Source organism: Bradyrhizobium sp. Mp27 (assembly GCF_029953005.1).
GTDB classification, from domain to species: Bacteria; Pseudomonadota; Alphaproteobacteria; order Rhizobiales; family Xanthobacteraceae; genus Bradyrhizobium; species Bradyrhizobium barranii.
Window position 1 is genome coordinate 69,020 of sequence record NZ_JASAUS010000011.1, and the last position, 12,338, is coordinate 81,357.

Sequence of the window (12,338 nt, forward strand, 5' to 3'; positions counted from 1 at the left end):
GTAGAGACGGTCTCTTAAGTCCTTGCTTTGCCTGCGAAACTCAAACGGCCCGTCGGGCAAAAAATCAGCCGGGCGGTACGATCGCACGCCAGGGAGGGAGCAGGGTCAGGTCAGCGCGCCGCCCCGGGCGAGCATCTCCGTCAGCATCGCCTCGGCCCTGTGCTGGAGCGGCAGCGCGCCGCTCTCGGAGGCGATCGCGATGGCCGCGCGCAGGGCGGCGATGATCGCGGCCTTGTTCGCCGCATCCGTCGGCGGCGTCACCACGGCCTCGCCGAACAGGGCCTCGGCCTCGAGGCCGGAGAACCCCTGCTGGCGGGCGGTGTTGCGCGCCTCGCGCAGCATGTTCTGCGCGGCCTGGACGTCGCCGAGGCGGAAGGTTGCGAGCGCAAGATAGATCGAGCTGCGCAGCACCGCCGAGGTGTAGCCGACCGCCTTCGCCTCCTCGCGCGCCTCGGCCAGCATGCCGCGCGCCCGGTCGAACAGCCCCTGCTCCAGATAGGCGATGCCGAGATGGCAGGCGAGCACCGGCACGAACAGCCGGATGCCGTGCTTCTGCGCCAGCACAAAACCGTCTTCGAGAATGGCAGCGGCCGCGGCAGGATCGTTGCGGCCGAGTTTCAGCCAGCCGCCGCTATAGGCGGCGGCGACGCGGTCATAGGGGCGGTTGGTCTCTTCCGCGATCGCCGAAGCTTGTTGCTGGAACTGCTCGGCGGCGTCGAGTTCGCCCATGACGGTGTGGGTGAAGCTCTTCATCATGCAGCAGAGGAGGAGTGTGTATTTTGGGGGAGTGGCAAACGGCGCGCTCGCTTCGGGTCCCATGAGATTAGCGCGGCCTTGCGCCAACGTCTGCTCCGCTTCGCGATATCGACCGGCAAGAAAATAGGCCTGTCCCAGATTGTATTGTGCAAGGTTGCGCCAACCCGGGTTGCCTGACTTCTCGGCGAGGCCAACGACCTCCTGGCCGAGCGCAACCGCTTCAGTTGGCGTTCCGTAGAAATTCTGTCCACCCGCCATGACGGTCATGGCGGCGACCTTTCTTCCAATGTCGTCAATTCCACTAGCCCGGCGTTCGGCCTCTTTTCCGAGATCGATCCACTCGGCAACCTGACCGGACCAGATGAATGCCATTCGCGCCTCCATCCGGAGGTCAATTGCATCTGCCTCCCGCGAGAGAGTCATCGGCATCTTGTCGAGCGAACTCATCGCGATCCCGAAATAGTCGACCGCATCGGCATACGCCGAGCGCACAAGACATTTCTGCGCGGCACCTCTCCCGTACCCGAACGCTTTCAGCCAATCCTTCGCGCGCATTGCGTGGTAGCAAAGCGTGTCAGGACCGTCGCTCCATGTCTCGTCGCTTTCGAAGGCCGCAAGTATTCGCCCATGTATATTTACGCGCACCTTTTCGACCATCGACTCGTAGGTCACTTGGCGGACCATCTCGTGCTGGAACTCGATCGAGTCCTCAAGTTCACTATCGATCCTGACGAGGATCTCGGCTCGGTCGAGCGCTCCGAGGCAATCCTGGAGAATGTCTTCGGGCAGCGCGGCGACGTTCCGCAGCATCATCACGCTCGAGCGCGGCCCCAGCGCCGCCGCTATTTGGAGAACCGAGCGCTCCTGCCTTGAGACACGATCGAGCCGCGCCGCAATCACCCCCTGAATGCTGGTAGGGATGCCGAGCTCGTCAATAGGTCGAACGAGCGCAAGGTCACCCCACTGACCGCGAAGCGTGCCACTATCTTTCAGTCCACGGCAGACTTCCTCGAGAAATAGAGGAACGTTGGCAGTATGAGAGATGATCCGGTTCTTCAAATCGGTGTTCATCGCCGACGGTCCGAGCATATCGGCCAACATGGCCAATCCCGAATCGTCATCCAGGGGGCGCATTGCAATCACTTCCGCATGGCAGCGTGCGATCCACTCGGGCATGCCGTTCGGCCTGCTCGTGAGAAAAACTATCAGGTTGGGACTCTGTAACGACGCGATTGCAGCAACAACCGCATCGCTGGCTCGGTCGATCCAGTGCAGGTCCTCGATGAGAAGAACCGTACGCTGATGAAAGGCCAGGCTTTGCACGATAGCGCAACTTGCATCGGAAATGGCACGCGCGCGCGCGTAAGGCTCCAGCTCACTCCAGCGATGATCCGCGACCGGAATATCCAATATGGAATCGATCGCGAACTGATGGATTGCCGGCAACTCCTTTCGGATGTCGACCAGACTATCCGAATCTCTGGCGGCAACTTCGAAGATCGAAAGTATGGCGCGCTTGAGCGCGCTGAACGGCACGCCCTGAAGGTTCGGACTACACTCGGCGTCAATCAGCCGCCAGCCATCGGCCTTGAGCTCCTGGGCGAACTCATGCGCGAGCCGCGATTTTCCGATGCCTGCATCGCCGATCAGCAGGACCGTCTGCCGGCTTGCACTGGACCTCTCCGCGGCACGTGCCAAAAGGGCCCGCTCAGTCGTGCGATCGACAAACCGCGAAACGCTCCGCGCTCGTCGCACCCGCCAGCTTGAAAGGTCGCTCGCTCCGACGACACGGTAGACCGGCAGCGGCTCGTTGAAACCGCGCAGCACCTTGCGACCCAAGGCTTCGAATCGGACATGTCCATCCGCGAGTTTCTGGCAGGCCTCGGACACGTAGATCTGATTGGCCTCGGCCGCGGCCTCCAGCCTCGCGGCAAGATGCTGAGCGGCTCCTCCGATCTCGTAGACCTTGGAAAACTCGCTGGCGACCATATAGGCGACGACGTGCCCCGAATGGAGGCCGACCCGAACCTGAAGTCCGGGATCGCCAAGACTGCCGACCCGCCGGACAAGCTCGATGGCCGCATGGCAGGCCAGCGGAGCATGGTTGTCGTCGGCGATCGGGGCACCAAAGACAGCGGCCAAGCCGTCCCCCAACTCCTTGCTGACGATGCCGCCAAACTGGCGTACCGCGCCCCTCATGGCCGCCAGCGCTGGCTCCAGGCGTGAGACGGCCTCCTCCGGCTCCAATTCGGCAACAAGCCCTGTGGAGTCGATGACGTCGGCTCGGAGAATTGTCACAAACCGCCGCTCGCTGTCGGGATCAGCACGCCGACGTACCGCCGCCCCACACTTGGAGCACCAGCTATCGTCCGAATCAATCGCCGACTGGCACGCGAAGCAATGCATTCCTGCGCCTTCAAGGATCGCGGCGTCGCTGTCGTCCAGCGCCCGCGAGCAACTCGTGGTAAGAATACCTATCAAGAACCGCTTAGCAATCAGACTTGCCCATCGCCGTTAGCGGAGCACGGTGCGGTTGGCGATCTGGACGAAACACAGTCCTGAGTGGTAGCCTATGCAAATCCCAGCAAAGATGGGGCATATATTCGGCGAAGCCGGGTTGGCAAAACTAACCGGCGTCGCGGAGCTGTATGTATTTTCACAAAGCCAAGGACATATTGAGGGAAAAGACGATGGGGTCGAGAACTTACACCGGGGCTTCATTCAAAGATTTGATGAACGACAATTATTTCCCTCTGGAAAACATGCAGAGGAGCGTGGACATCCTCAAGGCGTCGCCGGACATCCACGTGCCGACCCTGGAGTACGGCCAGTACCATCTGATCCTGACGCCGGCGGACAAATGGCCGGACGGGAGCGCGGCGTACTGGCACAAGGAGAAGGGACGGGCTCGCGTCGACCTCACCACGCAGTTGAATACGGTCCCGCTGTCCAAGGACGAGCCCGGCGTGATCCCGCTGACGCGATGCGCGCTGCTCGATGCCTGCGTGCGGAAGTGCTTCAATTCCGAGCCGCCGATCCCGATGAAGACGAACATCATCACCCACGCGGCGAGCGACGCCTATGCCGACCGGCACGAAATCCGGCTGGAGTGGGAATACGACAACGGCGAGGACCAGGCGCCGACGCTGCTCCACCTGACGATGGTCTGTCCGTACCGACCCTGATTCCGAGCGGGAGCAGCGCGGAGGCTTCCGCACCAATCTAGGATGGTCCGTCGTCGCCACAACATGCGTTGCACGACGGACCAATCATGCCCCGCCCGCTCCGCTCGAAGGCCGCGTTGCACTGTCTCGCGGCCGCGCCCCGTCACGGGCCTGTCGCACGAAGATGATCCGCTACCTGCCGGTGCGTACGCGAGTCGCCTCGATGAGGCGGTCGCCGCGTTCGTTTAACAGGAGCGCCCGATGCCCGTTGGACTGCTGGAAGTCGTAGGCACCATCGATGTCGGCCAGTTCTGGCCGGAGGGCCGGTCGGACGCCGACACCACCAAGGTCGTGGTGAATGTCGCCCCTGACGCGATCCGCTTCCGCAAGAACGACCAGGTGCCGTTCCAGCCGACCCACGTTTTCGAGGGCGCCAAGGTCAAGGGCCGGACCGCGACGGCGCCGATCAAGAACGGCAAGCTCACCATTCGCCTTCAGGGCATCGACGCGCCCGAGCTGCATTATCAGCCCTCGCCGCTCTCGGCCGCCGAGAAGAAGGGCCTGAGCGACGCCAAGCGGCAGGCCTATCACGAGGTCACACACCCCTACCGGCAGTTTCTTGGCGCGACGACGAGCAAGGCGCTGCATGACTTCCTCAGCAGCGCCGGCGGGCCGACGCTCGCCTGCCGCGTGTTCACCCATGTCGATGCGCCGAACGAGGTGTTCGACACCTATGGCCGGCTGGTCGGCGACATCGAGATCACGGTCGCCAGCAAGAAAATCGACATCAATCATTGGCTGGTCGAGCAGGGCTTTGCCTATCCGACCTTCTACTCTTCGATGAACGACGACGAGATCAAGGCCTTCCTCGCGCTCGCGAAGCCCGCACGCGCGCAGAAGCTGCCGGTCTGGAAGCATCTCGCCAAGACGATTCCCGCCTTCGACTTCGACCTGCGCGAACCCAGGAAGAACGAGACCGACGTGCTCGCGACCGACAAGGGCCCGGTGATCCTGCCGAAGCTCTATCGTCGCTACACCAACTGGTCGGCGCGCAAGAAGGCGAAGGTGACGAGCCAGACCTTCCAGAAATTCTTGGGCGAAGGCTCCGGCGGCAAGCCCGACACCTGCTACGAGATCGACGACTTCCTGACCAACGGCGTGCACTCGGCCACACCGCGAAATTTCGCCGACTTCGTCGAGGGCGGCAAGACGATCAAGTTTCAGCCGGAGGGGCTGGTGTTCGGCGAGGCGCCGTCGAGCCTCGTGGGGGCGGACGGCAAGCCGATCACGACGTTCTGAGGATGCGCGCGGCCGACCGGGATTGACGGCGTTTTGTCGCAGATTGTTGCCGGCCGTGAGCTCGCATCTTCATGCGCCGCTATTCTCCTGTCGTTGCAGGCATTTCCGCGGCCGACGCAGGCCCATCAAAGACCGCTCGCGCCAGCGGTTAGAATCTGCCACTACACAACCATAGATTTTTCGTCTATTTTCCTGGTCGCGGCGATTGCGGAGCGTCCTCGGTGAAGTCCGAGTGACCCAAGAGGCCGGCTCTCAAAGCGAGCTGGTGGATGAGAGGAAGATCAATCCGGCGGAGCCGCCTGCCCGTTCTCTCGGCGGGCCGGCGCCGCAGTCAGGCGAGAAGGAGAACGGCATGCTTGTTCGACAGAACGTGTGGGAGCTTGGCGGCGACTGGGCAGATCCGATTCTCTGGTACGCGCGCGCGGTTGGCGCATTGAGGCCGAAGCCGCTCAACGATCGAACCAGCTGGCGCTTCTGGGCCGGCATGCACGGCTATCATCAGGGCCTGTGGGAGTTCTACGGCTACAAGGCGCCCGCCGAGCAGGTTCCTGCCCAGGCCGACTTCGATGAGTTCTGGCAGCAATGTCAGCACGGCAGCTGGTATTTTCTGCCATGGCACCGCGGCTATCTGATCGGGTTTGAGAAGCTCATTCGCTCGACCGTCGTGACGCTCGGCGGGCCGTCTGACTGGACCTTGCCTTACTGGAACTACTTCAAACCCGGTCAGGATGGCTTGCCGCCGGCATTCGGCAGCCCGGACTGGCCGGACGGCACAGGCAACAATCCCCTCTTCATTGAACAGCGGTGGGGACCCGGCGATCCCTCGCAGCCCGGCAAGGTCTTCGTCCCGCTCGATGCCGTGAACCTGGATGCGATGGACGTTCACGAGTTCACCGGTGTGGCAAGTGGCGGCGACCGCGGCTTCGGCGGCATCGACACCGGCTTCGAGCATGGCGGCACCATGCATGGCGACATCGAAAGTCAACCGCACGACCAGGTTCACGGCCTTGTCGGCGGCGAGAAGATGTTCCCGGAGGCGAGCACGAGGCCATTGCCGGGACTGATGTCGTCACCGGTGACGGCCGGTCTGGATCCCATCTTCTGGCTGCACCACGCGAATATCGATCGGCTGTGGCAAAGCTGGAGGCAGAGCGATTCCCAAAACACGGATCCCGAAGAAGCCAGTTGGAAGAAGGGACCTGCCAGCCTCGGCCAGCACAAATTTGTCGTTCCGCTCCCCGACGGCTCGCCGTGGGAGTACACGCCGGAACAGATGTCGGACTTTGCCGGGGTGGGCTATACTTACAGCGATTTCTCGCCGGCAGGCGCGCCATTGGTGGCCGTTGCCGGCAGGACAGCGACATCACCCGGAGCGGTCGCGATGGCGAGATCGACTGGAGCAACAGTTGAGGTGCTTGGCGCCAATGCCCAAGCGCTTCCCGTCGCAGGGAAAGGTGCCGAGACCTCCGTCCAGCTTGATGCGCGTACGCATACGAAAGTGGCCGGCAGGCTGGCTGCCGGCCCTGCGCCCGGGGCACGCGCGGAGCAGGTCTTTCTCAATCTGGAGAATGTGCGCGGATATTCCGACGCCACCGTGCTGCAGGTCTATCTGCAGTTTGCGGGGAAGGACGGCGCGCCGTCCTTCGAGCGGCAGGTCGGGAGCATCGGGCTCTTCGGCATCACCAAGGCGACGGAGAGCGATACCGGGCACGCGGGAGACGGCTTGTCGTACGCGCTGAACATTACCAAGCCCTATTCGGAGTTCGCCGGTTCGGGCAATGCCGATCCCGCAAAGGTCGGCGTTCGCCTCCAGGCCGTCGCGCCGGTGCAGCAGTCGGCCGACGTGAGTGTCGGCCGCATCAGCATCGTCCGACAGGGCGATTGACGGCTGCTCATGACGCCCGCGGCCTACGAGCGTCTGCAAACCCGTATACCGCTCACTGTCGCGGCTGCCGCCGCGTGGGCGGCCGTTGTGGCGTTGTCGGATCAACGCAGGCTCGTCGCCTTCTGCAACAGCGATGTCTGGCCGGCACTGTCGCTCGATCAGCTCGCCTTTGCCATGACGTTCTATTCGCCGGCAAGACTCGCCGGCGAATGGATGCTGATGGTCGCGGCGATGATGATGCCGATGCTCGCGGGCGCTATCGGGCACGTGCGTGCGAGAAGCCTGCCGCGTCGACGCATGCGGTCGATGGCGCTCTTCATGATCGGATATTGCGCCATCTGGGCTGCCTGTGGCGTTCCCATCGTGCTGGCCGTGCTGGCGCTGCAACTGATGCAGTCATCATCGATCGTCACGATCGCATTGGCGGGATCGCTCGTCCTGGTCTGGCAATTCTCCCCCGGCAAACAGATCTGCCTGAACCACTGCCACGACCAGCCGCCGCTGGCGGCTTATGGGATCAGGGCCGACCTGGCTGCTCTCGGATATGGCGTCACCCAGGGTATCTGGTGTTGCGGAGCCTGCTGGGCGCTGATGCTCGTTCCGTTGGCGACGCAAGGCCGGCATTTGCCGGCGATGGCCGTGACCAGTGCATTCCTGATTGCCGAGCGCTTGGACAAACCGCGGCGCCCGGCCTGGCAGGTGCGATGGCCATCGACCGCTGCCAGGCTGCTATGGTTCAGGCTCGGCCTTTGGCGACGCTCGGAGAGCGCCGGAGTGAAGGCAACCTGATCGATGCCGACGGCACGCGCGACGACGCAATTCCCGCAGGCGACCGGGCAAACTTTGCCGGCGACACTGCCGAGCCGGCAATTTTTTCAAGCTGCCGATGAGCGCGAGCCCGGAAACATCGGGAAATCCAACGAAAGGATCTGGCACGCACGTTGCTTGCCCTTCGCGATCGTCTCGAGGGGCCGAACATGCAAGTCACGCCAGGAGCTTCAATCTTCGGCTACCAGCCTGCGAAAGCCGGCTCATCGACCGGTGCATCGAAGCCGTCGGTGATCGACAATGGTGGGCCCTCGCAAGCAAGCGAAGATGGCGCATCGGGCGACAGCAGCGTCGTGCAAGAGTTCCTGAAATACGCGAAGATGAATCCCTTCGACCGTATGCGGGCTGCCATTCTGAAGAGCATGAATCTCAGCGAGGCCGACCTCGCCAACATGACCCCGGACCAGAAAGCGGCGGTGGAGCAGAAGATCCGGGACGCCATCGAAAAGGAGCTGGAGAAGAAGGGCCAGCGGCCCGGCAGCCTGGTCGACCAGTCCGCGTAACGACCGCGCATCACCAGTGGAATGTCGCGCCTTTTCCAATCTCGCAATCGAATGCCGTATCCTTGAGAACGGCGTCGCTGACGGCGTCCAGGATCATCGTGCGCGCTTCGATCCTGCCGTTTGCGTGCACCCTGAACGACAGGAATTCCCTGACCGCCTTGTCCGGTCTCACCGTGAAATGTGTCGTTGCAAAAGCGATCGTCCCGTCAGGCTGGATCATGTATCCGTCAAACCGCATGCTCGCCTTGACCGGGGGCCCCGCCGCGCCCGTGCCGTGAACTTGACAGGCCGAAAGGTCGACGAGCATGCGAAATTCCTTGCCATCGACGATCGCCTTGTTCAGCGCCATATAGTCGGCGTTTCCGGCTTCGTCCGCGATCGCCGGGTGCGTCCAGAAGCTTGCTACGATCGCCAGAGCGGCGGCGCAGTTGCGCAGATCATTCGACAAATGTGGCTCCCAGGGATTGAGGCTCTAGCCGACTCCCGACTCGAACTTCACCGCCTCATGATTGGTGATGACCTCTCGAACGACCAGGGCATGCAGCTTCCGGGTAAAATCCGGATCGAGCCCGCTCTGTGCGGCGAGGATGCGAAGCCGCTTCAATTGTGCCGCTTCACGTCTGGGATCCCGAGACTCCAGTCCATGCCTGGCCTTGAGCTCTCCGATCGCATCGGTACAGCGAAAGCGCTCTGCGAGCAGGTGCACCATCGCCGCATCCAGATTGTCGATGCTGCGGCGCAGCCTGGCGAGATCGCCGGTGAACTCCTGGTCATCATCCGTCATCGATCGGCACCTCCAGACAGCGCCGCGGCGGACAACCCGCCCTTCTGCAGAATGAAGCCCGCGATCTCATCGACACCTTGGCCACTCTTCAGATTGGAGAAGATGAACGGTCGCACGCCTCGCATCCGCCGCGCGTCCGCTTCCATGATCTCCAGGTTCGCGCCCACCATGGGAGCCAGGTCGATCTTGTTGATCACCAGCAGATCGGATCGCATGATCCCCGGCCCTCCCTTGCGCGGGATCTTCTCACCTGCGGCGACGTCGATCACGTAGACGGTCAGGTCCGCAAGCTCCGGGCTGAAGGTGGCGGCGAGATTGTCGCCGCCCGACTCGACGAAGCAAAGCTCCGCGCCCGGAAACTTCAGGTTCATGTCGTGGATCGCCGCCAGGTTCATCGAGGCGTCCTCCCGTATGGCCGTATGCGGACAACCGCCCGTTTCCACCCCCATGATGCGCTCTGCCGCCAATGCCTGCGCACGCGTCAGAATGAGCTGATCCTCCTTGGTGTAGATGTCGTTGGTGATGACGTAGATCTCGTAGAAATCGCGCAGGTGCTTGCACAGCGCCTCGACTAGCGCCGTCTTTCCGGAACCGACCGGACCGCCGATGCCGACGCGCAGCGGCCCGTTGGTTGCCGCAATGCCGGGTGTGCGGAGAGACCTGCTCTCGTGTTCAATCGTCTTCATGACCGGAACAACCTCGTATATTGGAGCTCGTGCGCGATGGACGCGAGCTCAACCATCAGGCCCGCCGAACCGAGATCGTCGACCGTCTCGCGGCTTGCGATTTCACTGCGCGACAGGATCGGCAGCTCGAGCGCCGCGATGGCGAGCTGACCATCGGTCTGACCGAGAGGCACCAACCGCACCCCTGCGCTCACCAGATTGGCGACATAGCTGTGCAGGAATGCCGGCAGCGCGATGTCGACGGCAATCTGTTCGCCCGCCGCTCGCGCTCCGAGCAGGACAGCCAGCACCGGCGGGCATTTCGGGTCGGAGAACATGTCCAGAATTCGATCCGGCCAGACACTGCGAAGGGTCGTAAGGCACGCCGACGATTGCTGTGCGGATTCGAGCACGAATTCGGATGTGCCGCGGGACGCGGCTGCGAGCTCGGCCAGCTCCGGGAGCTGGTCCTCGGCGCCCTCGGCCACGCATCGGTAGGCTTCGCTGAAGAAGATGGCTTCGTTTCGGCCGGAGCCATAGCAAAGGTCGGCCTCGAGCCAATCGATCAGGCTGCGCCGATCGGCGACATAGCCGGCCTCCACGGCCCACTCCAGTCCGTGCGAGTAGCTGTAGGCGCCGTTCGGGAACGACGGCGAGAGCCAGCTCTGCAGCCTCAGGAACGCCAGCGCCGTATGTCCATAAGTCTGGTCTGTCATCGCACCACCATGCCGGCAACGCGTCAGTACATGAAATAGCGCTGCGCCATCGGGACCACATTCACCGGCGGACACGTGAGCAGCCGTCCGTCGGCCCGCACCTCGTAGGTTTCGGGATCGACCTCCATGCGAGGCAGCGCGTCGTTGAGGATCATGGAATGCTTGCCGATCGATCGCGTGTTCGAGACCGGCAGGAGTTGCTTGGCCAGACCCAATTGTCTCGTCGTTTCGAGCGAGGCCTGACTGACGAAGGTCACGGAATTTCTGCCGGGAGAACGGCCGAAGGCACCGAACATCGGCCGGTAATATTCCGGCTGAGGCGTCGGTATCGATGCATTGGGATCACCCATGATCGCGGCGACGATCATGCCTGATTTCAAGACCATGTCGGGCTTGATCCCGAAGAACGCAGGATCCCAGACGACGATGTCCGCGAGCTTTCCAACCTCGACCGAACCGACATGGCGTGACATGCCCTGCACGATGGCCGGATTGATCGTGTATTTCGCGACGTAGCGCCGCGCCCTGAAATTGTCGTTCTGCCCGGTCTCCTCCGGCAACCGCCCGAACTGCTTTTTCATCTTGTCGGCAGTCTGCCACGTCCGGGTGATCACCTCGCCGACGCGCCCCATCGCCTGGCTATCCGACGACACGATCGAGAACGCTCCGAGATCGTGCAGGATGTCCTCGGCGGCGATCGTCTCCTTTCGTATGCGGCTCTCCGCGAAGGCGACATCCTCCGGAATGCGGCGGTCCAGATGGTGGGTCACCATCAGCATGTCGAGTGCTTCGTCGAGCGTGTTCGCGGTGTAGGGACGCGTGGGATTTGTCGAGGCCGGAATGACGTTGCTCTCGCCGCAGACCTTGATGATATCAGGCGCATGCCCGCCGCCGGCTCCTTCCGTATGAGCCGCATGGATCGTCCTGCCCTTGAACGCGGCGATCGAGCGCTCGACGAACCCGCCTTCATTCAGGGAATCGGTGTGGATCATCACCTGCACGTCCATGTCGTCGGCGACGGAGAGACAGCAGTCGATCGATGCGGGCGTTGCGCCCCAGTCTTCGTGCAGCTTCAGGCCACACGCGCCGGCTTCGATCTGCTCGACCAGGCCCGCAGGGACGCTCGCATTGCCCTTGCCGAAAATGCCGAAGTTCATCGGGAAGCCATCCAGCGCCTCGAGCATCCGATGGATGTGCCATGGCCCCGGCGTACAGGTCGTCGCCGTCGTCCCTGCGGTAGGTCCGGTGCCGCCACCCATCATGGTCGTGACGCCCGAGAAAAGCGCCTCATCGATCTGCTGGGGGCAGATGAAATGAATGTGCGTATCCATTCCGCCGGCGGTGATGATCTTGCCCTCGCCCGCGATGATTTCCGTCCCCGGCCCGATGATGATGGAGACACCCGGCTGAATGTCGGGGTTGCCCGCCTTGCCGATGGCGGCAATGAGCCCGTCCCTGATCGCGATGTCGGCCTTGACGATTCCCCAGTGATCGAGGATCAGCGCGTTGGTGATGACCGTATCGACCGCGCCCTGCGCGCGCGTGAGCTGCGATTGTCCCATGCCGTCGCGAATGACCTTGCCGCCGCCGAACTTGACCTCCTCGCCATAGGTCGTGAGGTCCCTCTCGGGCTCGATGAACAGATCGGTGTCCGCCAGGCGCACCCTGTCGCCGACCGTGGGGCCGAACATCTGCGCATAGGCCGCGCGGCTCATCGTGTGGGACATGTCTTCCTCAC

The 12,338-nt window shown here is 62.9% G+C and carries 11 protein-coding genes; 5 read left to right on the forward strand and 6 right to left on the reverse strand.

Annotated features, from left to right (window positions below; genetic code table 11):
- Window positions 1-105: 105 nt before the first annotated feature.
- Window positions 106-3,162, reverse strand: coding sequence for an AAA family ATPase (locus tag QJT78_RS09835; RefSeq protein WP_212490796.1), 3,057 nt, complete (start codon window positions 3,160-3,162; stop codon window positions 106-108).
- Window positions 3,163-3,404: 242 nt separating this feature from the next.
- On the opposite strand from QJT78_RS09835, the gene QJT78_RS09840 reads away from it, so the two are divergent.
- From QJT78_RS09840 to QJT78_RS09860, 5 genes are all read left to right on the forward strand, one after another.
- The gene (locus QJT78_RS09840) at window positions 3,405-3,941 is read left to right on the forward strand and encodes a hypothetical protein (protein WP_085965173.1); all 537 of its coding nucleotides are present in this window, start codon (window positions 3,405-3,407) and stop codon (window positions 3,939-3,941) included.
- Window positions 3,942-4,181: 240 nt separating this feature from the next.
- A complete protein-coding gene (locus QJT78_RS09845; RefSeq protein ID WP_038942488.1) occupies window positions 4,182-5,219 on the forward strand; it encodes a thermonuclease family protein in 1,038 nt (345 codons plus the stop codon).
- Between the two features lie 352 nt (window positions 5,220-5,571).
- Window positions 5,572-7,104 (forward strand): tyrosinase family protein, encoded by a 1,533-nt coding sequence (locus QJT78_RS09850; protein ID WP_028148880.1) that lies wholly within the window; start codon window positions 5,572-5,574, stop codon window positions 7,102-7,104.
- Between the two features lie 9 nt (window positions 7,105-7,113).
- Window positions 7,114-7,893 carry a DUF2182 domain-containing protein gene (locus tag QJT78_RS09855; RefSeq protein ID WP_049807491.1) on the forward strand — a complete coding sequence of 260 codons (780 nt, stop codon included), beginning with the start codon at window positions 7,114-7,116 and terminating at the stop codon, window positions 7,891-7,893.
- 188 nt (window positions 7,894-8,081) lie between these two features.
- Window positions 8,082-8,435 carry a hypothetical protein gene (locus tag QJT78_RS09860; protein ID WP_028148881.1) on the forward strand — a complete coding sequence of 118 codons (354 nt, stop codon included), beginning with the start codon at window positions 8,082-8,084 and terminating at the stop codon, window positions 8,433-8,435.
- A gap of 10 nt (window positions 8,436-8,445) precedes the next feature.
- Here QJT78_RS09860 and QJT78_RS09865 read toward each other — a convergent pair whose 3' ends face one another.
- The 5 genes from QJT78_RS09865 to ureC form a co-directional block, all read right to left on the reverse strand.
- Window positions 8,446-8,883 carry a VirK family protein gene (locus QJT78_RS09865; protein WP_049807492.1) on the reverse strand — a complete coding sequence of 146 codons (438 nt, stop codon included), beginning with the start codon at window positions 8,881-8,883 and terminating at the stop codon, window positions 8,446-8,448.
- A gap of 24 nt (window positions 8,884-8,907) precedes the next feature.
- Complete coding sequence (locus QJT78_RS09870; RefSeq protein ID WP_028148883.1) at window positions 8,908-9,219, reverse strand: chorismate mutase; 312 nt, start codon at window positions 9,217-9,219, stop codon at window positions 8,908-8,910.
- A complete protein-coding gene (gene ureG, locus QJT78_RS09875) occupies window positions 9,216-9,905 on the reverse strand; it encodes an urease accessory protein UreG (RefSeq protein ID WP_038942490.1) in 690 nt (229 codons plus the stop codon). Before ureG ends, QJT78_RS09870 begins: the two co-directional genes overlap by 4 nt.
- Window positions 9,902-10,486 (reverse strand): urease accessory UreF family protein, encoded by a 585-nt coding sequence (locus QJT78_RS09880; protein ID WP_240537517.1) that lies wholly within the window; start codon window positions 10,484-10,486, stop codon window positions 9,902-9,904. Before QJT78_RS09880 ends, ureG begins: the two co-directional genes overlap by 4 nt.
- A gap of 137 nt (window positions 10,487-10,623) precedes the next feature.
- Window positions 10,624-12,327: an urease subunit alpha gene (gene ureC, locus QJT78_RS09885; protein WP_028148886.1), complete on the reverse strand. Its 1,704-nt coding sequence runs from the start codon at window positions 12,325-12,327 to the stop codon at window positions 10,624-10,626.
- Window positions 12,328-12,338: the final 11 nt, after the last annotated feature.

Coding starts and splice junctions, on each gene's coding strand:
- QJT78_RS09845 (WP_038942488.1), top strand. CDS start 4,182: ATGCCCGTTGGACTGCTGGAAGTCGTAGGCACCATCGATGTCGGCCAG.
- QJT78_RS09855 (WP_049807491.1), top strand. CDS start 7,114: ATGACGCCCGCGGCCTACGAGCGTCTGCAAACCCGTATACCGCTCACT.
- QJT78_RS09860 (WP_028148881.1), top strand. CDS start 8,082: ATGCAAGTCACGCCAGGAGCTTCAATCTTCGGCTACCAGCCTGCGAAA.
- ureC (WP_028148886.1), bottom strand. CDS start 12,327: ATGTCCCACACGATGAGCCGCGCGGCCTATGCGCAGATGTTCGGCCCC.
- QJT78_RS09850 (WP_028148880.1), top strand. CDS start 5,572: ATGCTTGTTCGACAGAACGTGTGGGAGCTTGGCGGCGACTGGGCAGAT.
- QJT78_RS09840 (WP_085965173.1), top strand. CDS start 3,405: ATGTATTTTCACAAAGCCAAGGACATATTGAGGGAAAAGACGATGGGG.
- QJT78_RS09835 (WP_212490796.1), bottom strand. CDS start 3,162: ATGCATTGCTTCGCGTGCCAGTCGGCGATTGATTCGGACGATAGCTGG.
- QJT78_RS09870 (WP_028148883.1), bottom strand. CDS start 9,219: ATGACGGATGATGACCAGGAGTTCACCGGCGATCTCGCCAGGCTGCGC.
- ureG (WP_038942490.1), bottom strand. CDS start 9,905: ATGAAGACGATTGAACACGAGAGCAGGTCTCTCCGCACACCCGGCATT.